This is a genomic window from Agromyces sp. GL_144 (genome assembly GCF_057834305.1).
The window spans coordinates 1132032-1156005 of record NZ_CM174399.1 but is presented as its reverse complement, the minus strand read 5'-3'; the positions used below and the strand labels follow the sequence as shown (position 1 = coordinate 1156005).

19 protein-coding genes, 1 tRNA gene, 1 other RNA gene and 4 pseudogenes are annotated in these 23974 nt (G+C 72.0%); 8 read left to right on the top strand and 17 right to left on the bottom strand.

Translation table 11 applies throughout. From position 1 onward, the window contains the following. Window positions 1-141 precede the first annotated feature (141 nt). From AC3IPY_RS05195 to AC3IPY_RS05170, 6 genes are all read left to right on the top strand, one after another. On the top strand, window positions 142-1500 hold the full coding sequence (locus AC3IPY_RS05195; protein WP_489187148.1) for a flavin-containing monooxygenase: 1359 nt from the start codon (window positions 142-144) through the stop codon (window positions 1498-1500). Then, entirely contained in the window at window positions 1497-2477 is a 981-nt protein-coding gene (locus tag AC3IPY_RS05190; RefSeq protein ID WP_489187146.1) for a bile acid:sodium symporter family protein, read from the top strand. The genes AC3IPY_RS05195 and AC3IPY_RS05190 overlap by 4 nt, the downstream gene beginning before the upstream one ends. Next, on the top strand, window positions 2474-3439 hold the full coding sequence (locus tag AC3IPY_RS05185) for an SDR family oxidoreductase (protein WP_489187145.1): 966 nt from the start codon (window positions 2474-2476) through the stop codon (window positions 3437-3439). The genes AC3IPY_RS05190 and AC3IPY_RS05185 overlap by 4 nt, the downstream gene beginning before the upstream one ends. 44 nt (window positions 3440-3483) lie before the next feature. After that, window positions 3484-3580: signal recognition particle sRNA small type (ffs, locus tag AC3IPY_RS05180), an RNA gene on the top strand. Next, window positions 3579-3663: transfer RNA gene (locus tag AC3IPY_RS05175), tRNA-Ser, on the top strand. The genes ffs and AC3IPY_RS05175 overlap by 2 nt, the downstream gene beginning before the upstream one ends. Window positions 3664-4160: 497 nt before the next feature. Then, window positions 4161-4682 (top strand): hypothetical protein, encoded by a 522-nt coding sequence (locus tag AC3IPY_RS05170; RefSeq protein WP_489187143.1) that lies wholly within the window; start codon window positions 4161-4163, stop codon window positions 4680-4682. A gap of 40 nt (window positions 4683-4722) precedes the next feature. On the opposite strand, the gene AC3IPY_RS05165 is transcribed toward AC3IPY_RS05170, so the two are convergent. The 4 genes from AC3IPY_RS05165 to AC3IPY_RS05150 form a co-directional block, all read right to left on the bottom strand. After that, on the bottom strand, window positions 4723-5403 hold the full coding sequence (locus AC3IPY_RS05165; protein WP_489187141.1) for a GNAT family N-acetyltransferase: 681 nt from the start codon (window positions 5401-5403) through the stop codon (window positions 4723-4725). 71 nt (window positions 5404-5474) lie between these two features. Continuing rightward, window positions 5475-7442: a helicase HerA-like domain-containing protein gene (locus tag AC3IPY_RS05160; protein ID WP_489187139.1), complete on the bottom strand. Its 1968-nt coding sequence runs from the start codon at window positions 7440-7442 to the stop codon at window positions 5475-5477. A gap of 41 nt (window positions 7443-7483) precedes the next feature. After that, the gene (locus tag AC3IPY_RS05155; protein ID WP_489187138.1) at window positions 7484-7984 is read right to left on the bottom strand and encodes a hypothetical protein; all 501 of its coding nucleotides are present in this window, start codon (window positions 7982-7984) and stop codon (window positions 7484-7486) included. Between the two features lie 67 nt (window positions 7985-8051). After that, window positions 8052-8510: an SRPBCC domain-containing protein gene (locus AC3IPY_RS05150; protein WP_489187137.1), complete on the bottom strand. Its 459-nt coding sequence runs from the start codon at window positions 8508-8510 to the stop codon at window positions 8052-8054. 327 nt (window positions 8511-8837) lie between these two features. Here AC3IPY_RS05150 and AC3IPY_RS05145 point away from each other — a divergent pair, with 327 nt between their 5' ends. After that, window positions 8838-9791 (top strand): helix-turn-helix domain-containing protein, encoded by a 954-nt coding sequence (locus AC3IPY_RS05145; RefSeq protein ID WP_489187136.1) that lies wholly within the window; start codon window positions 8838-8840, stop codon window positions 9789-9791. 77 nt (window positions 9792-9868) lie between these two features. Beyond that, the gene (locus tag AC3IPY_RS05140) at window positions 9869-11095 is read left to right on the top strand and encodes a DNA polymerase domain-containing protein (protein ID WP_489187135.1); all 1227 of its coding nucleotides are present in this window, start codon (window positions 9869-9871) and stop codon (window positions 11093-11095) included. 75 nt (window positions 11096-11170) lie between these two features. Here the strand turns inward: AC3IPY_RS05140 and AC3IPY_RS05135 are convergent, their stop codons facing one another. The 13 genes and pseudogenes from AC3IPY_RS05135 to AC3IPY_RS05075 form a co-directional block, all read right to left on the bottom strand. Continuing rightward, window positions 11171-12268, bottom strand: coding sequence for a hypothetical protein (locus AC3IPY_RS05135; RefSeq protein ID WP_489187133.1), 1098 nt, complete (start codon window positions 12266-12268; stop codon window positions 11171-11173). Window positions 12269-12553: 285 nt separating this feature from the next. Then, complete coding sequence (gene pucL / locus AC3IPY_RS05130) at window positions 12554-13576, bottom strand: factor-independent urate hydroxylase (protein WP_489187132.1); 1023 nt, start codon at window positions 13574-13576, stop codon at window positions 12554-12556. A gap of 10 nt (window positions 13577-13586) precedes the next feature. Then, window positions 13587-13928, bottom strand: a complete 342-nt coding sequence (uraH, locus tag AC3IPY_RS05125) for a hydroxyisourate hydrolase (RefSeq protein WP_489187131.1) — start codon at window positions 13926-13928, stop codon at window positions 13587-13589. Next, window positions 13925-14440, bottom strand: a complete 516-nt coding sequence (uraD, locus tag AC3IPY_RS05120) for a 2-oxo-4-hydroxy-4-carboxy-5-ureidoimidazoline decarboxylase (protein WP_489187130.1) — start codon at window positions 14438-14440, stop codon at window positions 13925-13927. The genes uraH and uraD overlap by 4 nt, the downstream gene beginning before the upstream one ends. Beyond that, a pseudogene (locus AC3IPY_RS05115) lies at window positions 14437-14925 on the bottom strand (peroxiredoxin); the annotation flags it as partial. The pseudogene AC3IPY_RS05115 and the gene uraD, both read right to left, overlap by 4 nt. Window positions 14926-15177: 252 nt before the next feature. Then, window positions 15178-16530 (bottom strand): annotated as a pseudogene (gene allB, locus AC3IPY_RS05110) (allantoinase AllB); the annotation flags it as partial. Then, a pseudogene (locus AC3IPY_RS05105) lies at window positions 16531-16938 on the bottom strand (glycerate kinase); the annotation flags it as partial. A gap of 207 nt (window positions 16939-17145) precedes the next feature. After that, a pseudogene (locus tag AC3IPY_RS05100) lies at window positions 17146-17862 on the bottom strand (glycerate kinase); the annotation flags it as partial. Between the two features lie 2 nt (window positions 17863-17864). Then, complete coding sequence (gene gcl, locus AC3IPY_RS05095) at window positions 17865-19661, bottom strand: glyoxylate carboligase (RefSeq protein WP_489187129.1); 1797 nt, start codon at window positions 19659-19661, stop codon at window positions 17865-17867. A gap of 15 nt (window positions 19662-19676) precedes the next feature. Then, window positions 19677-20555 (bottom strand): 2-hydroxy-3-oxopropionate reductase, encoded by an 879-nt coding sequence (locus AC3IPY_RS05090; protein WP_489187128.1) that lies wholly within the window; start codon window positions 20553-20555, stop codon window positions 19677-19679. A gap of 99 nt (window positions 20556-20654) precedes the next feature. Continuing rightward, window positions 20655-21470 carry a hydroxypyruvate isomerase family protein gene (locus AC3IPY_RS05085; RefSeq protein WP_489188437.1) on the bottom strand — a complete coding sequence of 272 codons (816 nt, stop codon included), beginning with the start codon at window positions 21468-21470 and terminating at the stop codon, window positions 20655-20657. Window positions 21471-21810: 340 nt separating this feature from the next. Beyond that, a complete protein-coding gene (locus tag AC3IPY_RS05080; RefSeq protein WP_489187126.1) occupies window positions 21811-22623 on the bottom strand; it encodes a bifunctional allantoicase/(S)-ureidoglycine aminohydrolase in 813 nt (270 codons plus the stop codon). A gap of 70 nt (window positions 22624-22693) precedes the next feature. Then, window positions 22694-23974, bottom strand: coding sequence for a DUF6986 family protein (locus AC3IPY_RS05075; protein ID WP_489187124.1), 1281 nt, complete (start codon window positions 23972-23974; stop codon window positions 22694-22696).

The window sequence follows — 23974 nt, the reverse complement described above, 5'->3', positions numbered from 1 at the left end:
TCGACCGGCAGGCCGCACGGCGGAAAACCGAGCCGTCGTCGCTTATGCTGATTCGGCCCCCGAGGCAGGCGCAACCCCGCCACGCCGCCCCGGAGCCGGGCCGTCTCCCCCATCGGCCCGAACCCAGCCCAGGAACCGCCAGTGAACCCCATCGCCCTCATCGGAGCGGGCCCCTCCGGCCTCGCCGGTGCCCGCGCGCTCAGCCGCGCCGGCATCCCCTTCCACGGTTTCGAGGCCGGCGCCGACGTCGGCGGCCTCTGGAACATCGACAACCCGCGCTCGACCATGTACGAGTCTGCGCACCTCATCTCGAGCCGCACGACGACCGAGTTCGCCGAGTTCCCGATGCGTTCGACCGCCGACTACCCGAGTCATCGCGAGCTGCTCGCGTACTTCCGCGAGTACGCCGACGCCTTCGGGCTGCGCGAGCACTTCCGCTTCGACACCCGGGTCACCTCGGTCGAGCCCGTCGACGGCGACGACACCGGGGCGAGCGGATGGCTCGTCACGGCCACCGGCCCCGACGGCGAGGTCACCACGGGCGAGTACTCGGCCGTCGTGCTCGCCAACGGCACGCTCGCCGAGCCCAACGTGCCGAGCTTCCGCGGCGAGTTCGCCGGCGAGATCATGCACACGAGCGCGTACAAGTCGCCCAAGGTGTTCGACGGCCGGCGCGTGCTCATCATCGGCGCCGGCAACTCGGGCTGCGACATCGCCGTCGACGCCGTGCACCACGCGGCATCCGTCGACATGTCGGTTCGCCGCGGCTACTACTTCGTGCCCCGCTACCTCTTCGGCAAGCCCTCGGACACGCTCAACCAGGGCCGCCCGCTGCCCGCGCCGATCAAGCAGTTCCTCGACAAGCGCGTGCTGCAGGCGTTCACGGGCGACCCCGTGCGGTTCGGCTTCCCGAAGCCGGATTACAAGATCTACGAGTCGCACCCGATCGTGAACACGCTGATCCTGAACCACCTCGGTCAGGGCGACCTGCGCATCGTGGCCGACATCGACCGCTTCGACGGGCACACCGTGCACTTCGTCGGCGGAACCTCGGGCGAGTACGACCTCATCATGCTGGCGACCGGCTACCACCTCGACTATCCGTTCGTCGATCGCGCGCACCTGAACTGGACTGCCGCGTCGCCGAAGCTCTACCTCAACATGTTCCCGCCGTCGTTCAACGGCCTCTTCGTGCTCGGCATGATCGAGGCATCCGGCATCGGCTGGCAGGGCCGCGCCGAGCAGGCCGACCTCATCGCCGCCTACCTCGCCGCGAGCCGGCGCGAGCCCGAGGCCGCAGCCGCGTTCCGATCCGGGGCGGATGCCTCGTGGCCCGACCTCAGCGGAGGCTACAGGTACCTCGGGCTCGAACGCATGTCGTACTACGTGAACAAGGACGCCTACCGGCGCACCGTGAAGAAGCTGCTCGGCACCCTGCCCGCGGCATCCGCCCCTGTGACCTCACCCGCGGGAACCGCAGCCGAGGAGGCACGCGCATGAACATCGACGACGTCGTCCTGAACTTCACGCCCGGCTCGATGATCGCGCTGAACGTGGTGCTCGGGTTCATCATGTTCGGCATCGCGCTCGACACGGCGCCGTCGGACTTCAAGGCCGTGCTCAAGGCGCCGAAGGCCATGATCATCGCGCTGCTCGCGCAGATCATCCTGCTGCCGGCGGTCACGTTCGGGCTCACGCTGCTGCTCGACGTGCAGGCCTCGATCGCGCTCGGCATGATCCTCGTGGCGTGCTGCCCGCCCGGCAACATCTCGCAGGTGCTCACGTACCGCGCCCGCGGCAACGTCGCCCTGTCGGTGTCGATGACGGCCGTCGCGAACGTGCTGTACATCTTCATCCTGCCGATCAGCGTCGTGTTCTGGGGCAGCATCCACCCGAAGGCCGCCGACCTCACGCACTCCGTGAGCCTGAACGGCTGGCAGATGCTGCTCGAGATCTTCCTCATCATCGGCGTGCCGTTCTTCGCCGGGCTCCTGATCCGGGCGAAGTGGCCTCGCTTCGCGGGGCGCGTTCAGCCGTACGCCCGCTGGATCAGCCTCGCCGCGCTCGTCGGCTTCATCGTCATCGCGCTCGTCGGCAACTGGACGATCTTCATGGCCTACATCGGCGTCGTGCTCGTCGCCGTGTTCCTGCACGACGCCGTCGCGCTCGGGCTCGGCTACGCGAGCGCACGCATCGGCGGCCTGCCGAGCCGGGAGCGCAAGGCCCTCACGTTCGAGGTCGGCATCCGCAACGCCGGCCTCGGGCTGGGCCTCGTGTTCACCTTCTTCGGCGGCCTCGGCGGCATGGCGATCGTCGCGGGCTGGTGGGGCATCTGGGACATCATCGCCGGCCTCACGCTCGCCACGGTCTGGGCCCGCGTCACAAGGAAGGCGGATGCCGCGTACGCGGCGTCGCTCGCATCCTCGGCGCCGTCCGCCGCGGCGCCTGCGGCGCCGTCCTCGGAGCCCTCCGCATGAGGCGCGTGCTCGTCACGGGCGGCAGCGGATTCCTCGGCTCGAACGCTGTGCGCGCCCTGGCCGCGCACCCCGACGTGGAGCTCGTCGTCTCGGGAGATGTGCGCCCGCCCGCGGCATCCGCCCCTCAGGGTGTGATCGTCGAGACCTGCGACGTGACCGAGGCCGCGACCGTGACCGACGTGGTGCAGCGCCACGCGATCGACACGATCGTGCACCTCGCCGCGATCGTGAACCCCGGCGGACTCAGCGAAGAGATCGAGCGCCGCGTCGACGTCGACGGCACACGCAACGTGCTCGAGGCCGCCGTCGCGGGCGGCGTGCGGCGCATCGTCGTGTCGTCGTCGGGCGCCGCCTACGGCTACCACGCCGACAGCCCCGAGTGGCTGACCGAGACCGACCCGATCCGGGGCAACGAGGAGTTCAGCTACTCGCGCCACAAGCGCCTCGTCGAGGAGATGCTCGCCTCGTACCGCGAGTCGCACCCCGAGCTCGGCCAGGTCGTGCTGCGCATCGGCACGATCCTCGGCCCGTCGGTGTCGAACCAGATCACGGCGCTCTGGGAGGGTCGGCGCATCCTGAAGATCCGCGGCTCCGAGAGCCCGTTCGTGTTCATCTGGGTCGACGACGTCGTGGGCGCCATCGTGCAGGGCGCCACGGGTTCGGTCACCGGCGCGTTCAACGTCGCCGGCGACGGCAAGGTCACCGTGAGCGAGATCGCCGAGGCGTTCGGCACCCCGACGCTCGAGGTCTCGCCCGGCCTGCTCGCGACCGCGCTGCGCATCGGCCACGCCCTGCGGCTGACCGTGCACGACGCCGACCGCGTCGGGTTCCTGCGGTACCGCCCCGTGCTCGACAACACGCGGCTCAAGGCCGAGCTCGGCTACACGCCCGGCAAGACGAGCCGCGAGGCGTTCGACGCGTACCTCGCGGTGCGACGCCGAGCCGCGGCATCCGCTCGCTGAACCCGCCCGCGTTCATTCGGGCCGCGCGGCTCGGGTAGACTGTCCGAGGCTCCTCACGTGGCGCCATCCAGGCCAACTCCCCCAGGGCGGAAACGCAGCAAGGGTAACCGGGCTCTGGCGGGTGCGTGAGGGGTCATCAGGAGGATTCGCCTAGTGGCCTATGGCGCACGCTTGGAAAGCGTGTTGGGTGCAAGCCCTCGGGGGTTCGAATCCCCCATCCTCCGCCGAAGAGGGAACGAATTCCGGGTGACGCACGGCGCTCATCCGGGGTTCGAATCCCCCATCCTCCGCCGAAGAGGGAACGAATTCCGGGTGACGCACAGCGCTCATCCGGGGTTCGAATCCCCCATCCTCCGCCAGCATCGCCCGAACGGCCCGGCCAGCTCCTGATCGGGCCGTTTCGCGTTCCGCCGCCGCCCGGCCCCTGGCCCGTGGCCCGTGGCCCGGACGGAATGTCGGAGAATCGGTGCCTTCGCCTTCCCGTGCAGCCGCATGGGCCCGAATCTCCGACATCTCGGCGCCGGTAGGGCTGCCAGCGAGGCCGGAGACGACGGCGAGACGACACGCTGCGGCATCCGTGTCCTCATTAATGCCGAATAGCGCAGGTGGCCCCGTCTCCCGCATGCTGTCAGAGATGTCAGCGGCGAGGATGGATACACGGAGTGGGGACGCAGGGGGCTCCTCCATCGGATCCGGGGCAGTAAGGGGCGACGGCCTCAGGGTGTACACCCTGAGGCCGCGTCGCACCCTCGGCCGCAACATCGGCTTCTCGATCGCGGCGCTGCTGCTGCCGATCGTCGCGACGCAGCTCTGGATCCTCGATCCGTCGAGTGCCTGGTGGCTGTTCGCGTGGGCGGCGGCGATCATCGCGGCATTGCTCGTGTTCGCATGGATCGCGTACCAGCGCACGCAGGCCTCGGTCAGCCGCTACGGCATCGTCGAGCGGGGCTTCTTCGGCGGCACGTACACGATCGCCGCGCGCGACGTCGCGACCGTGCTGCGCGTGCAGCTCTACCAGGGCAACAGCCTCGAGACCACGCAGGAGCTCTTCGTCGTGAGCCGCAACGGCCGCGGCGTCTTCCGCATGCGCGGCCGCTTCTGGAACACCTCGACCATGGACCGGGTCGCCGGGATCCTCGACGTGAACGAGACCGTGCGCACCGATCCGGTGACGCTCGCCGAACTGCGCGAGACCGATCCGCACCTGCTCTACTGGTTCGAGCGGCGCTCGCTCACGCGCTGAGCGCTGCCGCGGGACGCGGGTCTCGATACGCGCTGGCGCGCTACTCGACCGGCCGGGCGCGGGCGGTCGCGATGCCGAGCAGCGGCGAGTTCGGCTTGCTCGACGCGAGCTCATGGAATCCGAGCCGGTCGTAGAAGGCGCGTGCGTTCGTGTTGTTCGGGTCCATGCTGAGGTGCACGCCCGGAACGCCGCGCTCGGCGAGGGCGTCGCGCAGCGTGTCGACGAGCCGCCGGCCGAAACCCTTGCCCTGCAGTTCGGGCAGCAGGTCGATGTGCAGATGCGCGGGGTACTCGCCGAGTTCGGCGATGCGCATGCGCGACGGATCGGCGCCGGCCTTCAGCAGGTCGGCCTCGGAGAACTTCGGCGTGTGGGCGGTGGCAGCACCGGGCGACGGATGCCGCGACACGAAGCCGGGGGTCCATTCGCGGGTCCACCACTCGATGAAGGCCGCGGTGTCGGCGACGCCGATGATGTAGCCGACCGCACGCCCCGCGCCGTCGTCGACGACGAACGCGAGCTCGGGCGCGTAGGTCACGTAGGGCAGCGCGAAGACCTCGGACATGAGCGAGTCGTCGGAGTAGACCCCCGTCGCGTCGCCGCCGCCCGACGCCGTGAGCAGGCAGATGCGCGAGACATCCGCTCGGTCTTCTGGGCGGTAGCCCCTGATGAACGGATGCCGCGTCGCGGCGCTTTCGACGGAGGCTGACGTCTGTTCGGGCACGAACGGTGAGCCTACGGCATCCGACCGACGCGGAGCTGGAGGGTCGGGGCGCGCGCCGGACCGGCGGCCGCTCAGCGGCGGCGGCGCGTGCCGAAGATGCCCTCGACGACGCTCGTGAGCACGTCGCGCGTCGCCTTGGAGCCGAGCACCTGCTCGAGCACCGAGTCGTTCTTCGCCCGGCTGCGGCTGCCGGCGCCGGTGCTGCGCGAGGTGGTGCGCGAGCCGCCGGTCTGCTTCATGATGCGGTCGTACTCGGCCTGCGCGGCCTTCGCCTCCTTGGCGCGCTGCTTCTCGACGGCGGCCTGCTGCTTGGCGAACTCGGCGTCGGCCTTCGCCTTCGCCGCGGCGTCCTCGACGGCCTGCGCGGCGGTCGCGGCGGCGTTCATCTTCGCGGTCAGGATCTCGTGCGCCGACTCCCGGTCGACGGCGGTGCCGTACCTCGCCTGCAACGGCGACGCTGCGACGGCGGCGTCGATCGCGGCATCCGGCGTCGGCGACATGAGGCCCTGCGGGGCGCGCAGGCGCGTCCAGGCGACCGGGCTGGGAGCGCCCTTCTCGTTCATGACGGTGACGATCGCCTCGCCCGTGCCGAGGCTCGTGAGCACCTCCTCGAGCGCGTAGCCCGACTTCGGGTACGTCGACACGGTGGCCCGCAGCGCCTTCGCGTCGTCGGGCGTGAACGCGCGCAGCTGGTGCTGCACCCGCGATCCGAGCTGCGCGAGCACGTCGGCGGGCACGTCCTTCGGGGTCTGCGTGACGAAGAAGATGCCGACCCCCTTCGAACGGATGAGCCGCACGGTCTGCACGACCTGCTGCAGGAAGTCCTTCGACGCGTCGGTGAAGAGCAGGTGCGCCTCGTCGAAGAAGAACACGAGCTTGGGCTTGTCGAGGTCGCCGACCTCGGGCAGGTCGTTGAAGAGGTCGGCGAGCAGCCACATGAGGAACGTCGAGTAGAGCGTCGGCTTGTCGGCGACGCCCGGGACCTCGAGCAGGCTCACCACGCCGCGACCGTCGGATGCCACGCGCAGGAACTCCGCCGTGTCGATCTCGGGTTCGCCGAAGAAGGCGTCGGCGCCCGACTCGGCGAACGCGACGAGCTCGCGGAGGATCACGCCGACCGTCGCCTTCGAGAGTCCGCCGAGCCCGTCGAGCTCGCCCTTGCCGTCGTCGCTCGTGAGGTACTGCAGCACGGCGCGGAGGTCTTCGAGGTCGAGCAGGGCGAGGCCGTTGTTCTCGGCGTAGTGGAAGACGAGCCCGAGGCTCGACTCCTGCGTGCCGTTGAGCCCGAGCACCTTGCTGAGCAGCAGCGGTCCGAACCCCGCGACCGTCGCCCTGATGGGCACGCCCTTGCCGATGCCGCCGAGCGAGAAGTACTCGACCGGGAAGGATGCCGCCTCCCAGGCCTGCCCGATGCCCGCGGTACGCGTCAGGAGCTTCTCGTTGCCCTCGCCCGGCGTCGCGATGCCCGACAGGTCGCCCTTGATGTCGGCGGCGAACACGGCCACGCCGTTCGCGGCGAGCTGCTCGGCGAGCACCTGCAGCGTGCGCGTCTTGCCCGTGCCTGTGGCGCCCGCGACCAGTCCGTGCCGGTTCGTCATCGCGAGCGGGATGCGCACCTGCACGTCAGCCAGTGCCTCGCCGTTCACGAGCGCGCCCATCTCGAGCGCGGCGCCCTCGAACGTGTAGCCCGCGCGGATCGCGGCGACGGCGTCGGCGTCGAGCGGGCCGGCCGGCGCGGCGGTGTCGGGCTGCGGCGCGGGCGGCAGGTCGGGGGCGGATGCCGCGGGACCGGCGTCCGTGGTCGGTGGCGCCTTCGCCGCATCGGCCTCGGGGGCGGATGCCGCGGGGGCGGCGTCTGCGGGCGCGGCCGGCCCCGCGGCATCCGTCGCCTGTTGCTGCGCGTCGAGCGCCGCCTGCGCGAGCGCCGCGGCCTCCTCGGCCTTGCGGATCGCCTCCTGCGCCTGCGCCTGCAGCGCCGCCGCCGCCTCGGCCGCTGCCGCCGCCGCTTCCTGTGCCTGCCTGACCGCGTCGTCCCCCATGGGCACGATCCTAGCGACGGGCCCTCCGGCGTCGGCGGTACCTACAGCTTCAGCTTCGGGTCGGGTCGCAGCGGCACGGGCTTCACGATGCCGAGCCGCTTCATGCGGGTCGCCGAGTTCAGGTAGAGGAAGGCGAGCGCCGCGCTCTGCAGCATGGCACCGAACGCGGTCGCGGCCGCCGAGCCGTCGACCCGCGTCGACGCGAGTTCGGGCACGCCCGCCGCGTCGAGCCCGAAACCGACCGCGCACACCGCGGTCAGGACGACGAACAGGATCCCGAGCCGCCGGCTCAGCGTCGGCCACGCGGTCATGCGCCACCACGCCCTGGGCGGCTCGACGGGCTCGTCGGCGCCACGGAAGATCCGCACGGCGAGCGTGAACGCCGCCGCGTTGATCACCAGGTCGACGAACACGATGAGGAGCGGGGGCGCACCGGTCGATCGCACCGGGTTCGAGATCACGAATCCGACGATCCACGCGACCGCCACGTAGAGCACCTTCATCTCCCAGCGCACGATCCTGAAGTCGAGCAGTCGCCGCATGGTCTCCCTCTCGCCGGACGCGCAGGCCGCGTGATCGCGTGCGCGTGGTCGCCCCACGCTACTCCCGCTACTCGGACGGGAAGGGCAGCGCCGTGCCGGTCTCGATCCACGACTTGAAGCTCGAGAGCACGAGCGGCCACGTCTCGGAGGTCTCGGCCTCGGCGGGGTGCGCGTCGCTCCACCGGTCGTTCGTGAAGGTGAGCCTCGTGAGGTTCTCGCCCGCGGCCTCGAGGCGCCAGGTCATGCGACTCGTGAGCTCGACGTGGTTCTCGCGGTAGGTCGGACCGGGGTGCTCGGTCAGCTGCAGCACGACACCGGGCTCGGCCTGCAGCACGTCGCCGTAGACGTGCACCGTGTCGTCGCCGTCCTGCCCGGGCCCGACGTACTCGAAGCGACCGCCGGGCGTCAGTTCACCCCGCAGCGCCGAGCCCCACATGACGGCGCGGCTGCCCTCCTCGCCCGTGATCGCGTCCCAGACGCGCTGCGGGTCGGCGGCGATGTACAGGGTCATCTCGAAGTCGCTCATGTTCTCCTCCTCGGTTGCGTCACGACGGTGCGTCGCGGCGGTGCGTCGCGGCGGTGCGTCGCGGCGGTGCGTCGCGGCGGTGCGTCGCGGCGGTTCGTCGCGGCGGTTCGTCGTGCCTGTTCTCCAGGTCGTCCGCCACGGTACGGATGCCGCGAGCCGAGGTCTTGAACAAACGCGACGCCCGTGCGGGGAGGACGGGACCGCTTCGCGACCGGATGCCGCGGGCGCGGCGTCGACGGGCGCCGCGTCGGCGGCGCCGGCGGGAGCGATGTCGGCGGGAGCGATGTCGGTGGGAGCGATGTCGGTGGTGCCGGCCAGACTGAGGGCATGGCGGATGGCGCGCAGCGACCGGCGCGCGGCGACGCGCGTGCCGGCGACGACTACTGGCGCTCACGCGCGGGTGCCGCCGCAGTCGCCACCAAGGGGGTGCTCGCGAACGCGTCGGGCGAGCCGGGCATCGCCCCGCTCGGCGACGCCGCGGCCGAGCAGGCGGTCTCGCCCGACGCACCCGTGCGGCTCGCCCGCCACTCCGTGAGCGACGACCTGGCGCACCTCGTGCGGCACGTCTGGATCCCGCGCTGGCGCCTGCCGCCCGACGTCGTCGTCGAACAGGGGGTGCTCGACTATCCCTCGGCGAACCTCGTCGTCGAGGCGTCGACGGCAGGCCTGTACGGGCCCGAGATCGGGCACAGCGTGCAGCGCCTCGAGGGTGAGGGCGCGGCCTTCGGCGTGCTCCTGCAGCCCGGCGTCGCGCGCCTGCTCGTGCACGGGCGCGTGAGCGCGCTCATCGGGTCGTCGATCCCGCTCGATGAGCTTCGCACCGTCGATGCCGAAGCCTCCGCCGGGTTCGCCGTTCGCGTGCGCGAGGTGGTCGCCGCGGGCGACGACGCGGCCGCGATCACCGTGTTCGAGCACTGGCTCCGCGCGCAGCGGCTCGAGCTCGGCGCCGACGCCGACCTGCTGCGACGCATCGTCGAGCTCGCCGAGACCGACCGAGGCATCCTCCGCGTCGACCAGCTCGCCGACGCCGCGGGCCTCGGTACCCGGGCGCTGCAACGGCTCGTGCACGAACAGCTCGGGCTCACGCCGAAATGGCTCATCGGCCGCTACCGCATGCAAGAGGCGGCGCAGGCGCTCGCGGCACCCGATCCTCCCCCGCTCGCCGCGCTGGCGGCCGACCTCGGCTTCGCCGACCAGGCGCACTTCTCGCGCCGGTTCCGGGTGGTGATCGGCCAGACGCCGCGCCGATACGCCGGCTCCGCGGCATCCGTCGCCGTCTGACTCCGCGCTCGAGCCGAGCCGACCGGCCGCCCGGCCACCCCTGTCGCCCGGGCGCGGCCCGCCATAGTGTGGAACCCGTGAGTCCTTCGAAGGGCGAAGCCACGACGATCGAGGTCGACGGGAACGAGGTGCGCATCTCGAGCCCGGGCAAGGTCGTGTTCCCCGAGCCCGGCATCACGAAGCTCGACCTCGTGCACTACTACCTCGCCGTCGCCGAGGGAGCCCTGCGGGGCGCGGGCGGTCGCCCGATGGTGCTGAAGCGGTTCGTGAAGGGCATCGGCGCCGAGGCGTTCTTCCAGAAGCGCGTGCCGGAGAACCACCCCGACTTCGTCGACACCGCGACCCTGCACTACGCGCGGGGCACGTCGGCCGAGGAGGCGGTGATCCGCAACCCGGCGGCGCTCGCCTGGGTCGTGAACCTCGGATGCCTCGACCTGAACCCGCACCCGGTGCGTGCTGAAGACCTCGACCACCCCGACGAGCTGCGCGTGGACCTCGACCCCATGCCCGGCGTCGAATGGGCGCAGATCGTCGACGTCGCGATGGTCGCCCGCGAGGTGCTCGAAGACCACGGGCTCGTGGGCTGGCCCAAGACGTCGGGCTCGCGAGGCCTGCACATCAACGTGCGCATCGAGCCGAAGTGGGACTACCGCGAGGTGCGCCTCGCCGCCGAGACCCTCGCCCGCGAGGTCGAGAACCGGGCACCCGGCATGGCCTCGGCGAGGTGGTGGAAGGAGGAGCGCGGCGAGGCCGTGTTCGTCGACTTCAACCAGAACGCGAAGGATCGCACCGTGGCATCCGCCTACTCGGTGCGTCCGCTGCCCGACGCGCGCGTGTCGACGCCGCTCGACTGGAGCGAGGTGCGCGGGTCGCATCCCGAGCTCTTCACCGTGCCGACGGTGCTGCAGCGGTTCGAGGAGCGCGGGGACGCGGCATCCGGCATCGACGACCCCGACGCCGTCGGAGGCCTCGACGCGCTGCTGCGCCTCGCCGAGGAGCTCGGCCCCGCCGAGAAGCCGCCCTCCTCGAAGGACGGGTCGGGGCGGCGCGCGTCGAGCATGCCGCTCATCGAGATCGCGCGCACGAAGACCAAGCCCGAGGCGATGGCGGCGCTCGAGCGGTGGAAGGCGGAGCATCCCGACGTGGCGCGGTCGTTGCATCCGGCCGACGTGCTCGTCGACGGCATGCGCGGGTCGAGTTCGCTCTGGTACCGCATCCGGGTCAACCTGCAGCATGTGCCCGAGGGCGAGCGGCCGGAGCAGGGGGAACTGCTGGCCGACTACGACCCTTGGGAGAGCAAGTGAGTTGCAGGAACTCTCGGCCTGCCGTCGGCATGTCGGAGCCGGACACGCCGACGGAGACACAGAAGTTCCTGCAGTTCACGTGAGGTCGAGGCCTCGATGCCGTCGGACGATGCGGGCGTCGCCGACCACGCGCAGCACCGCGGCCTCGACCGTCGCCCAATCCTCGAGCACGTGGCGTGCACTCGGACGGATGACCGGAAGACCGAACGCCTGGCCGACGAGCGTGCGATCCCGGTCGGAGAAGAACTCCGCAGACCCGGAGTGGTACCCGCGTCCGTCGACCTCGAACAGCACGCACTCCTCGATCAGGCCGTCGTACCGGCCGAACCCGGCGAGATCGATCTGCGGCTCGACGCGAAGACCGATGCCGGCGAGACGCCGCACGAACAGGCTCTCGACGCCCGACTCCGGTCGACCGGTGAAGGCGTCGACGAGACCCGCGGCGTGAGCCGGCGCCTCGGCGATGACGCCGTCGACCTGCGCCCTGGTGAGCACCCGCTCGCGCAACGCCGAATCGATCGTCGCGGCCGCGTGCTCGGCGTCGAGACAGCGGATCGCGCAGGCGAGGGCCGCTTGCGGCGAGACGATCCAGTCGAGCGCGGAGGCGGGCACCGATTCACGCGTCCAATGGATCCGGATCCTGTCGCCCTCATCGTTCGCATCGGCGTGCGCCTCGCTGTCGCCGTGCGGGTCGTCGTGGCGGTGGGCGTCGTCGTCGCGTTGCGGGTCGTCGCACTGCGCGTCGTCGCGTTGCGGGTCGTCGTCGCAGGCGCAATCGGCCAGGCGGATGCTCCGCCCTCGACGCCGGCGCTCGTGCACGTTCGGGTGCCAGACGCCGGGCTGCGCCGAACGCGCAGACGCCTGGCAGCCCGATGCCGGGCGGCGGAGCCGCGAGGCCGTGCGCGGAACCTGCAGATGGAGGTCGCGCTCGACGCCCGCCCAGACGCCCCACCTCGAGAGCGCCGAGACGCAACCCAGACGGGCGCCGACCGCGACCGCACGGAGCTGGTCATGATCCGCCGAACGCGAGGCGACCCACCCCTGCCTCGGGCGAACGAGTTCGCCGGTCTCGACGGCGACCCGGAGCATCCGCTCGTCGACGCCGTGGATGCCGAGGGTGCGAACGCGAGCGACCTCGCCGAGGCTCCGAAGGATGCGATCGAGTCGGGTCATGCCACGATCATGCGCACGGAGTGGGGCGTCGACCCGGGGCGATGCCCGCGGCATCCGCTCTGCTTGTCGGTTCGGAGCTGTGGAGGAACGGTCGCTGCAGGAAGAATGCGCCGCGCGGCGGCGTGTCGTGGCCGTACACGCCGACACCACGGCGAAAGTTCCTGCAGGTCGCGCGACGAGGTGTCGACGAGGTGGGTATCGGTCGCCGACAGGTCGCGTGAAGGGTGTCGTGGTGGCCGGCGCACGGCCTCGACGCGCGGCGCCGGCCCCCCACGACGGTCTCGATCAGCAGAAGGCGCCGAGGCTGCCCCACGCTTCCGCCGGACTGGTCGCGCCCTCGCGCTCGACGCTCGCCTCGATGAGGCCGTACGAGCGGTCGGAGGCGTAGAAGACCTCGTTCGGGTTGTCGAGCCCGAACGGCTCGAGATCCACGACGAAGTGGTGCTTGTTCGGCATCGAGAAGCGGATCTCCGCGATCTCGGGGTGCGCCTCGAGCACGGCCTGGCCCATCTCGAACAGGGTCGTCTGCAGGGCGGCGGAGTAGTTCTCGGTGAACGCCTCGAGCAGGATCGCCTTCACGTTGTCGTAGACGGCGTTGTAGTCGACCTCGGCGCCGTCGGCGTAGCGCCACCGGGTCGAGACGCTCGTCGCGAGGATGCGGTCCGTCGTCTCCTGCAGGGTCGTGTAGCGGTCCTTCGGGTAGCCCTCGAAGCCCGATCGCGTGGTCTTCAGCACGGTGAGGTCCTTGAGGCCCGCGAAGACGTGGCGCGTGTCGCCGTCGGCGATGACGGCAGCCGTGCGCACCTCCTGGCCCTTGCGCACGAAGGAGTGGTCGTGCGGGGCGCCGTGCGCGACGATGCGCTCCCAGGCGTAGCTCTCGGCGAGCCAGCGGCCGCCGGTGACCCAGTCGAACGAGCCGGTGAAGTGGTCGGCCAGGCGCAGCAGGAACTGCTCGGGCGAGCCGACCCCGTCGCGCGCGAACGCGAAGATCGTGTTCTTCTGGGTGTCGGTCGCGACCACGTGCGCGTTGTCGCCGTCGAGGTGGGCGCCCGCGAAGTCGCCGCGCAGTTGCGAGGTGACGTTGAGGTCCTCGATCTCGTGGCGGTCGGTGTCCCGCGTGACCTTGACGACGCGGACCTCGGCCTTGCCGTACTGGTTGGCCCCGAGCACGATGCCGGCGGGGTTCGCGTGCGAGGCGGGGTTCGCCTGCGAGTCGGGGTTCGCGGCGTTCGCTGGGCCGGCGGCCTTCGCGGGGTTCGATGCGTTCTTCACTGCGGCGTCTTCGGTGCGGGTGAGGATGTCGGTCATGTTCTTCTCTCTAGCTTCCTCGGTAGGTTGAATAGGCGAACGGGCTCAGCAGCAACGGCACGTGGTAGTGCCGCCCCTCCTCGTCGACGAGGAAGGTGAGCTGCACCTCGGGGTAGAAGGTCGGGGTGTCGCGGGCCGCGAACCAGGCGCCGGTGTCGAACCGCAGGCGGTACTCGCCGGTGGGCACCGATGCCGGGCCGAGCTGCTTCGCCCGCCCGTCGAGGTCGGTCGTGCCCGTGCCGATGAGGCGCCAGCCGGCGCCGTCGCGGGCGTGCAGCTCGACCGCGACGCCGGCAGCCGGACGACCGACGGTGGAGTCGAGCACGTGCGTGGTGATCTGGGAGATGCTCATGGCGCGAAGATTCCTTTCAGCCGGAGCACGGCGATCTGCCGCAGTTGGTCGGCGACGACCGCCGCCTCGTCGGCGTCGGTGTTGCCGAGTCGTTCGGTCAGTGCGGCGAGGATCTCGCTCGCGCTGCGCCCGGCGGCCCGGATCAGGAAGACCCGGCCGAAGCGCCGCTCGTAGGCCCGGTTGCCCTCGACGAGCGCGGCGGCCACGGCGGCGTCCGTCTGGTCGACGCCCGCCTGCTCGGCGCGGGACAGCGCCGCCTCGGTGTGCCCGCCGGAGGCCCGCTCGCCGATGCGCGGGTGGTGCGCGAGCGCCTGCTCGACCTCGTCGGCCTCGAAGGGCGACGCCGCGAGCTCGGCCGCCGCGAACAGCAGCTCAGCGGAGGCGAAGGGCCGCGCATCGGCGAGCTGCTCGCACCAGCGGTCGACATCGACGCAGGGGCGCAGCAGCGTGATCGCCTCCTCGCGGTCCATCGAGTTGAACGCGTCGACCGCGGTCACCGTCGTCGTGCTCATGCGGTCGCCGCCTCGGGAACGGATGCCGCGGGCCCGACGGCCTCCGCGGGCCCGACGGACCCGACGGACCCGACCGACCCGGCCGACTCCGCGCCCAGCGCCTCGCGGAGGCGGGCGACGTGCCCGACGGGCGTCACGTCGTACTCCAGGTGCGAGACCCGTCCGTCGGCGTCGACGACGACGGTCGAGCGGATGAGTCCGTCGAACGTGCGCCCGTCGACCGTCTTCTGCCCCCAGGCGCCCCAGGCCCGCGCCACCTCGGCGTCGACGTCGGAGAGCAGCGGGAAGCCCAACTGCTCGGCGGCCGCGAACTCGGCGAGCCGCTCGACGGGGTCGGGCGAGATGCCGAGCACGGTGTACCCCTGCGCCTGGAACGCAGCGAGGTTGTCGCGGAAGTCGCAGGCCTCGACCGTGCACCCCGGGGTGAACGCGGCCGGGTAGAAGTAGACGATGACCGGCGCGCCGCGGAACGAGGAGAGCGTGCGGGCCGTGCCCGTGGCATCCGCAAGCGTGAAATCGGGCGCGAGCTGACCCGGCTCGAGTTCGTCGGACGAGTTGATCATGAGGCTCCGTTCGTGGGTTCGGTTCTGAGGTGCGGATGTCGCGGGGTTCGCGGATGCCGCGGGGTTCGCGGATGCCGCGGGGCTCGCGGATGTCGCGGGGTTCGCGGATGCCGCGGGGTTCGCGGTCGGAGCCGGGCGTCGACCCGGCCCCGACGCGCGGGCGGCGGCCGCATCGCCCCTTCGCAGCAGCCTGCCGCGTGCGTGCTCGCGGTCGACGGGCGCGCCGGCCAGGTAGGTCCGTCGCACCGCCCCCATGAGCTCGCGCCCGTCGTACGGCGTCACCGGGTGCCGATGCTCGAGGGCACGGGCATCGACGGTGAACCGCGCATCGGGGGCGAACACGGCGAAGTCGGCGGCGGCCCCCACCGAGATGCGCCCCTTCGCCGTGAGCCCGACGCGACGGGCCGGCGCCGCGGACATCCACTCGACCACGCGGGCGAGCGGGATGCCCCGGCGACGTGCCTCGGTCCAGACGACCGGGAGTCCGAGCTGCAGGGAGGCGATGCCGCCCCACGCCTCGACGAAGTCCCCGTCGCCCGCGAACTTCAGCTCGGGTGTCGCCGGCGAATGGTCGGTGACGACGAAGTCGATGCCACCGCGTTCGAGGCCCTGCCAGAGCGCGTCGCGGTTGCCCGCCTCGCGGATGGGCGGGCAGCACTTGAACGCGGTGGCGCCCTGCGGGATCTCTTCGGCGGTGAGGGTCAGGTAGTGCGGGCAGGTCTCGACGCTGATCGCGACGCCCTCGCGGCGGGCGGCGGCGATGCGCTCGAGCGAGTCGCCCGAGCTCAGGTGCAGGATGTGCGCGCGGGCACCCGTGCGGGTCGCGCGTTCGATGACGTCGGCGATGGCCGCATCCTCGGCGGCGCGCGGGCGCGAGGCGAGGAAGTCGCCGTAGTCGGTGCTGTGCGGATGCGGGGCCTCGTCGATGACGTGCGCGTCTTCGGCGTGCACGATGAGCATCGAGTCGGCGTCGGCGATGACCCGCATCGCCTGCTCCATCTCGTCGGCCGTGACCGCCGGGAACTCGTCGACGCCCGAGTGCAGGAGGAAGCACTTGAAGCCGAAGACGCCCTCGTCGACGAGCGGCGCGAGGTGCTCGAGGCTGCCGGGGACGAACCCGCCCCAGAAGCCGACGTCGACGAACGCCTTGCCCTCGGCCGCGGCGCGCTTGACCTCGAGGGCCTCGACCGAGATCGTGGGCGGCACGCTGTTCAGCGGCATGTCGACGATGGTGGTGACCCCGCCGGCGGCCGCGGCACGCGTCGCCGAGGCGAAACCCTCCCATTCGGTGCGGCCGGGTTCGTTCACGTGCACATGCGTGTCGACGAGCCCCGGCAGCAGCACCTCGTCGAGGGCGAGGTCGACCGCCTGTACGGCCCGGAGGTTCGCGCCGAGCGGGGCGATGCGCGCGACGACGCCGTCACGGACCCCGACCTCGCGCGGCGCGAACTCGCCGTCGACGAGCACGCGGTCGCCTCGCACGACCAGGTCGAAGGGGGCGGATGCCGCGACGAGGTCCAGCTCGATCTGCTCCGCGAGCTCGGCGGCGAGGCGTTCGAGCAGCTCTGGCGCCTGGGCGATGGCGCGGTCGGCGTCGGGTTCGAGTTCGAGCAGCTGGCGCACGCCCGCGAACCCGGCGGCGCGGAGTGCGTCGTCGTCGAGCGTGGTGCGGCCGCAGAGCGCGTAGACGGGCACGCCCGCCTCGGCCGCCGCACGGGCCACGCCGATGGGCGTCTTGCCCATGAGGCTCTGCGCGTCGAGGCTGCCCTCGCCCGTGATGACCGCGTCGGCGCCGCGGAGCGCCTCGGCGAGGCCGGTGAGGGCGATCACCACGTCGACGCCGGGCCGGCGCTCGGCGCCGAGCACGGCGAGCGCGGCGAATCCGACGCCGCCGGCCGCGCCCGCGCCCGCGGTGGCCGCGGCGATGCGCGGCGGCACGGGGAACGCGCGGGCCGGCGCGCCCGTCGGAGACGCTGTGCCCGACGGAGACGCGGTGCCCGCCGACGACGCGGCATCCGTCGACGACGCGGCATCCGTCGACGACGCGGCATCCGTCGACACCGCGGCATCCGTCGACACCGCGGCATCCGTCGACACCGCGGCATCCGTCGACCCCGCGGCATCCGTCGACCCCGCGGCATCCGTCGACCCCGCGGCATCCGTCGCCTCGAGCACCTCGACGAACCGCGCGAGCGCGGCGTCGAGTGCGGCGACGTCGGCGTCGTCGGCGCCCTTCTGCGGGCCGAAGATCGCGGCCGCGCCCGTGACGCCGAGCAGCGGATTGTCGACGTCGCTCGCGAGCACGACGTGCGCGGTCGAGAGCCGCGGGTCGAGGCCCGCGAGGTCGACCGAGGCGAGGTGCGCGAGCGCGCCGCCGCCGATCGGCAGGTCTGAGCCGTCGGCGTCGAGCAGCCTCGCGCCGAGTGCCGTGATCAGGCCGGCGCCGCCGTCGGTCGAGGCGCTGCCGCCGATGCCGAGCACGAGCTCGCGGCATCCGGCGTCGAGGGCGGCACGCAGGAGTTCGCCGGTGCCGAAGCTCGTGGCCCCGAGCGGGTCGGGCGCGCCGCCCGGCAGGAGGTCGAGCCCCGACGCCTGCGCCAGCTCGATGACGGCGATCTCGCCGCGCACGGCGAACGCGGCCTCGTCGGGCGCACCCGTCGGGCCGGTCACGATCGCCGTGCGACGTTCGAAGCCTGCGGCGAGCGCGGCCTCGAGCGTGCCCTCGCCGCCGTCGGCGACCGGCACCGACACCACGTCGATCGAGGGATCGGCCGACCGCAGCCCCGAGGCGACGCGGTGCGCTGCCTCGGAGGCGGTCAGCGACCCCTTGAACTTGTCGGAAGCGACGACGATGCGCATGTTCAGACCCGCTGCAGCGACAGGATCGCGGTCGGCGCGTCTTCGGGCGAGGCGGCGATCTCCTCGAACTCGTTGACGCCGTCGATCTCGACGCCCATCGAGATGTTCGTGACGCGCTCGAGGATGACCTCGACCACCACGGGCACCCGGTGCTCCTCGAGCAGTGCCGCCGCCTCCGCGAACGCGGCGCCGAGGTCTTCGGGCCGCTCGACGCGCACGGCCTTGCAGCCGAGCCCCTCGGCGACCTTCACGTGGTCGACGCCGTACCCCTGCCCGGGGCCGCCCTCGACCTGGGGCGAGTTGATGTTGTCGAACGCGAGCGACACGTGGTAGTCCATCTCGAAGCCGCGCTGCGACTGGCGGATGAGTCCCAGGTAGCTGTTGTTCACCACGACGTGGATGTACGGCAGGTTGAACTGCGCGCCGACCGCGAGCTCCTCGATCATGAACTGGAAGTCGTAGTCGCCGCTGAGGGCGACCACCGTCTCGCCGGGCTTGCCGCGCACGACGCCGAGCGCCGCGGGGCCGGTCCAGCCGAGGGGGCCGGCCTGACCCGCGTTGATCCACTTGCGCGGACCGAAGACGTGCAGCATCTGGGCGCCCGCGATCTGCGAGAGGCCGATCGTCGTGACGTAGGTGGTGTCGGCGCCGAACGCGAGGTTCATCTCCTCGTAGACGCGCTGCGGCTTGATCGGCACGTTCTCGAAATGCGTCTTGCGCTGCAGGCGCGCCTTGCGCTCGCGCACCTCGTCGGCCCAGCCCGAGTAGTCGGGCAGCTGCCCGGCGCTCGCCCGCTCGCGAGCGACGACGAGGAGCGCGTCGAGTGCAGCCGCGGCATCCGACACGATGCCGTAATCGGGTGCGAACACGCGCCCGATCTGCGTCGGCTCGATGTCGACGTGCACGAAGGTGCGCCCGCGCGTGTAGGTGTCGAGGCCGCCCGTGTGGCGGTTGGCCCAGCGGTTGCCGATGCCGATCACGAAGTCGGAGGCCAGGAAGGTCTCGTTGCCGTAGCGGTGCGAGGTCTGCAGGCCGACCATGCCCGCCGCGAGGCGGTGGTCGTCGGGGATCGTGCCCCAGCCCATGAGGGTCGGCACGACGGGCACGCCGAGCAGTTCGGCGAGCTCGACGAGCTGCGCCGACGCGCCGGCGTTGATGATGCCGCCGCCGGCGACGATGAGCGGGCGCTCCGAGGCGGTCAGCAGGTCGAGCGCCTTCGCGGCCTGCGCGCGGGTCGCCGCGGGCTTGGCGACGGGCAGCGGCTCGTACGTGTCGATGTCGAACTCGATCTCGGCCATCTGCACGTCGATCGGCAGGTCGAGCAGCACGGGGCCCGGCCGGCCGCTGCGCATGAGCTGGAACGCCTGCTGGAACGCGCCCGGAACCTGGGCCGGCTCGAGCACCGTCATCGCCATCTTCGTGAGGGGCTTCGCGATCGACTGGATGTCGACGGCCTGGAAGTCCTCCTTGTGCAGCTTCGCGACCGGCGCCTGGCCGGTGATGCAGAGGATCGGGATCGAGTCGGCCATGGCCGCGTAGAGGCCGGTGATCATGTCGGTGCCCGCGGGGCCCGACGTGCCGATGCAGATGCCGATGTTGCCGTCGGCGGCGCGCGAGTAGCCGTCGGCCATATGCGAGGCGCCCTCGACGTGGCGGGCGAGGGTGTGCCGGATGCCGCCGTGCTTGCGCATCGCGGAGTAGAACGGGTTGATGGCGGCGCCGGGGAGGCCGAACGCCTCGGTGGCGCCCTCCTTCTCGAGGATCAGTACGGCGGCGTCGACGGTACGCATGCGAGTCATGGGAGTGTCCTTCGGTTACTCGCGGCCTGCGGCGGCGAGGGTGAGCTTGAAGAGTCCGGAGTGGTCGAGGCCGCCGTCGCCGCGGGCGACGGTCGAGCTCACGAGCTGGGCGACGTGCGCCCCGAGCGGCACGACGATGCCGGCCTCGCGGGCGGCGCCGGTGACGATGCCGAGGTCCTTGCTGTGCAGCGCGAGCCGGAAGCCGGGGGTGAAGTCGCGGTCGAGCATCTTGCGCCCCTTCTGGTCGAGCACCTTGGAGCCGGCGAGCCCGCCGCCGAGCACCTGCAGCGCGGCATCGGTGTCGACGCCGTAGGCCTCCAGAAAGAGGATCGCCTCAGCGAGCGCCTGGATGTTCACGGCGACGATGAGCTGGTTCGCGGCCTTCACGGTCTGGCCGGCGCCCGAGGGGCCGACGTGCACGATCGTCTTGCCGACGGCCTGCAGCACGGGCAGGGCCGCTTCGAAGTCGGATGCCTCGCCGCCGACCATGATCGAGAGCACGCCGTCGACGGCGCCCTGCTCGCCGCCCGAGACGGGCGCGTCGAGCGGGCGCAGGCCCGCGGCGCGGGCGTCGGCGGCGACCTGCTGCGCGACATCCGGGCGGATGCTCGAGGCATCGACCCAGATCGCGCCGGCCTTCGCATTCGCGATGATGCCGTCTTCGCCGCCCGCGACGGCCGCGACGTCGGGCGAGTCGGGCACCATCGTGATGATCACGTCGGCGTCGGCGACCGCGTCGGCGACGCTCGCCGCGCCCCGGCCGCCGGCCGCAACGAGCTGCTCGATGCGCTCGGGCGAGCGGTTGTAGCCGGCGACCGCGTGGCCTGCCTTCAGGAGGTTGCGGGCCATGGGCAGGCCCATGATGCCGAGTCCGATGACTGCGATGTTCGTCATGCTGTGGTCCTTTGCGATGCGTGAGGTGTGGGGCGGCGGGCCGTGCGGGGGTCCCGGTGCGGCCGGCCGCGAGTGCGTGGCGCGGTGACGCCCTGGTGTTCAGCGGGCGTCGGCGCCGGCGGCCGCGGGTTCTGCGGCCGGCCACGCGAACGCGGTGTCGATGGGGGCCTTGTACTCGAGGCCGATGGGGCCGGCGTAGCCGAGCTCGCGGCTGCGGGCGATCCACGCGTCGAGCGGGAGGGTGCCGGTACCGGGGGCGCCGCGACCGGGGTCGTCGGCGATCTGGATGTGGCCGAAGTCGGCCGCGTGGGCTTCGATGACGGATGCCACGTCGTCGCCGTTCACGGCCAGGTGGTAGAAGTCGGCGAGGAGCTTGACGTTCTCGACGCCCGACACGGCGCGGACGCCGTCGATGACCCGCAACGCGTCGGCTGCGGTGAGCAGCGGATAGCGGGCCGCGCCGCTGACCGGCTCGACGAGCACGGTGCCGCCGATGGCGCCGACGCCGGCCGCGGCCGCCGCGAGGTTCTCGATCGCCACGGCGTCCTGCTCGGCGGGGTCGACGCCCTCGACACGGTTGCCGTAGAGCGCGTTGAAGCCGCGCGTGCCGAGCTCGCGGCCGATGCCGGCGACGACGTCGACGTTGTCGCGGAACTCGGCCGCACGGGCGGGCCAGGAGAGGAGGCCGCGGTCGCCGCCCGGCATGTCGCCCGCGGCGAAGTTCAGGCCGGTGAGCTGCACTCCGGCGTCGCGGATCGCGGCGATGAAGGCGTCGACGTCGCGATCGGCCGGGACCGCCTCGGCGAAGGGCCACCAGAACTCGACCGCGCCGAACCCGGCCGCGGCGGCGGCCGCTGGGCGCTCGAGGAGCGGCAGCTCGGTGAGGAGGATCGAGCAGTTCACCGTGTACGTCATCATCGACTTCCTTCTTGTTTCCGCGATTCGGAATTTAACTTCTGCGTGATGAAATACTAAGCGAGGGTGGCGCGGGCGTCAACACCTTCTCGACCTCCGTCGGATGCGCGCCCCGCCGAATGCAGGAAGAACCGCCGACACGCCGAGGATTCGGGGCACGACACGCCGCGCGGCATCCGGAACTTCCTGCATCTCGCAGCGAGCGGATGTCACGGCGAGCGGATGCCGCGGCGAGCCAGCCCCGCACCCGCCGGCGGGCACGACGAAGCGCCCGGCGATGTCCCATGGATCGCCGGGCGCCGAGGCTCGTGCACGAGGGGCGAACCCCGCGACAACGCGCCTACGTCAGCCGGATCTGCCGATTGACGTCCTTGTACAGGAGGTACCGGAACGGGCCGGGCCCTCCCGCGTAGCAGGCCTGCGGGCAGAACGCGCGGAGCCACATGAAGTCGCCGGCCTCGACCTCGACCCAGTCGTCGTTGAGGCGGTAGACGGCCTTGCCCTCGAGCACGAAGAGCCCGTGCTCCATGACGTGGGTCTCGGCGAACGGGATGACCCCGCCCGGCTGGAACGTCACGATGTTCACGTGCATGTCGTGCGCCAGGTCGTCGGGGTCGGCGAAGCGCGTCGTCGCCCACGCGCCGTTCGTGCCGGGCATCTCGCGCGGCGCGACGTCCTGGTCGCGGGTGACGAAGGACGCGGGCGGCGCGATGCCGTCGACGGCCTCGTACGCCTTGCGGATCCAGTGGAAGCCTGTGATCTCGCCTCCGCGGTTCTCGAGCGACCACGAGGCACCGGCGGCCACGTAGGCGTATCCCCCGGCCTCGAGCAGGTGCTCCTCCCCCTCGAGCGTGAGGGTCAGTTCGCCCGTCGTGACGAAGACGACCCCCTCGACGCCCGCCTCCGGTTCGGGTCGCGCGGCCCCGCCGCCCGGCGAGATCTCGACGATGAGCTGGGCGAACGTGGTCGCGAACCCGGCGATGGGTCGCGCGATGATCCATGAGCGCGCCTGCTCGAAGCCGGGCAGGTTGCTCGTGACGATGTCGCGCAGCACGCCCTTCGGGATGACGGTGTACGCCTCCTTCACGACCGCACGGTCGGTCAGCAGGTCGGTCTGGGGCGGCAGCCCGCCCTCGGGGGTGTAGTAGCTCATCGGGGTTCCTGTTCGAGCGGGCCGACCTCGGTCGGGTGGGATGTGGTGGGGCGGATGCCGCGGGCCGGCGTCATCCGGCGGTCACGGGGTCCGCGGCGACCTCCGCGAGCCGCGGGTGCGCGAGGCCGACGAGCGCAGGGCGGTCGATGCCGATGTCGGCGGCGACCTCGTCGGTCGTGATCGCCCCGCAGGCGACGCCGCGCAGCACGACATCGGCGAGCGCCCGAGCGGTGGCCGGCTCGTCGAGCACGGCACCGGGCGTGCGCTCGAGATACGCACGCAGGCGGGCGGATGCCTCGGGGTAGGCCTCGCGGTAGAACGCGAACGTCGCGAGGTACCGCGTGGGCAGTTGGTGGGCGTGCAGGTCCCAGCCCTGGTAGTAGCCGCGCTCGAGCGAGCGGCGCACGAGTCTGGCGTGCAGCGCCCACGCCTCGTCGGCCCGTTCGCCGATCGGCAGCACGTTCGTCGAGCCGTCGGAGAGCCGGATGCCGGTGCCGGCGACCGCGAGCTGCATGACGCCCTTGGCGAGGTCGGCGACGGGGTGCTCCATCGACTGGTGGCGCGCGGCGATCGCGAGCGAAGCGCTGTAGTCGTAGGTGCCGTAGTGCAGGCCGCTGATGCGCCCGGGGGCGGCGAGCGGCAGCTGCGCGACGGGCGAGCGGCCGTCGGCGCCGAGCACGAGCTGCGGCGTCTCCACCTGCACCTCGAAGCGCAGGCGTCCGTCGGGCAGGCCATGGGCACGTTCGAGTGCGGCCGCGGCATCCGCCATCGCCTCGACCTGCGCGACCGTGGTGACCTTCGGCAGCGTGAGCACGAGGCCGTCGGGCAGCGGGCCGCGCTCGACGAGCCCGCTCACGAACAGGTCGAGGGTGCGAAGGGCCCGGCGCCTGGTCGACGCCTCGAGGCATTTGAAGCGGATGCCGATGAACGGCGGCGCGACGCCGGCCTCGACGGCATCGGCGACGCGGGCGGCCGCGAGCGCGGCATCCGCGTCTTCGGCCTCGTCGCCGCGGTCGCCGTAGCCGTCCTCGAAGTCCAGCCGCAGGTCTTCGATGGGCTCGCGCTCGAGCTTGGCCGCGACGCGCGGCACGACGTCGTCGGCGATGCCGGCCTGGATGCCGACGCGCTCCGCGAGCGCCGCGAGTCCCCCGGCGTCGTCGACGGCCGCGATCGCGGCGCGCCCCCACTGCGCGGGCAGCTCCGGAGCGAACCGGTCGGCCGGCACGTACACCGTGTGCACGGGCTGGCGCGAGCCGTCATCGCCCGGGTACGCGGTGGCGAGCAGTTCGTCGGTGGCCGCGAGCCGGGCGTCGATGCGGTCGAGGTCGGCCGCGGTGAGTGCGCTCGCCAT

Coding starts and splice junctions, on each gene's coding strand:
- AC3IPY_RS05190 (WP_489187146.1), top strand. CDS start 1,497: ATGAACATCGACGACGTCGTCCTGAACTTCACGCCCGGCTCGATGATC.
- AC3IPY_RS05185 (WP_489187145.1), top strand. CDS start 2,474: ATGAGGCGCGTGCTCGTCACGGGCGGCAGCGGATTCCTCGGCTCGAAC.
- AC3IPY_RS05160 (WP_489187139.1), bottom strand. CDS start 7,442: ATGGGGGACGACGCGGTCAGGCAGGCACAGGAAGCGGCGGCGGCAGCG.
- AC3IPY_RS05155 (WP_489187138.1), bottom strand. CDS start 7,984: ATGCGGCGACTGCTCGACTTCAGGATCGTGCGCTGGGAGATGAAGGTG.
- AC3IPY_RS05150 (WP_489187137.1), bottom strand. CDS start 8,510: ATGAGCGACTTCGAGATGACCCTGTACATCGCCGCCGACCCGCAGCGC.
- AC3IPY_RS05145 (WP_489187136.1), top strand. CDS start 8,838: ATGGCGGATGGCGCGCAGCGACCGGCGCGCGGCGACGCGCGTGCCGGC.
- AC3IPY_RS05135 (WP_489187133.1), bottom strand. CDS start 12,268: ATGACCCGACTCGATCGCATCCTTCGGAGCCTCGGCGAGGTCGCTCGC.
- pucL (WP_489187132.1), bottom strand. CDS start 13,576: ATGACCGACATCCTCACCCGCACCGAAGACGCCGCAGTGAAGAACGCA.
- uraH (WP_489187131.1), bottom strand. CDS start 13,928: ATGAGCATCTCCCAGATCACCACGCACGTGCTCGACTCCACCGTCGGT.
- uraD (WP_489187130.1), bottom strand. CDS start 14,440: ATGAGCACGACGACGGTGACCGCGGTCGACGCGTTCAACTCGATGGAC.
- gcl (WP_489187129.1), bottom strand. CDS start 19,661: ATGACTCGCATGCGTACCGTCGACGCCGCCGTACTGATCCTCGAGAAG.
- AC3IPY_RS05090 (WP_489187128.1), bottom strand. CDS start 20,555: ATGACGAACATCGCAGTCATCGGACTCGGCATCATGGGCCTGCCCATG.
- AC3IPY_RS05085 (WP_489188437.1), bottom strand. CDS start 21,470: ATGACGTACACGGTGAACTGCTCGATCCTCCTCACCGAGCTGCCGCTC.
- AC3IPY_RS05080 (WP_489187126.1), bottom strand. CDS start 22,623: ATGAGCTACTACACCCCCGAGGGCGGGCTGCCGCCCCAGACCGACCTG.
- AC3IPY_RS05075 (WP_489187124.1), bottom strand. CDS start 23,974: ATGGCGAGCGCACTCACCGCGGCCGACCTCGACCGCATCGACGCCCGG.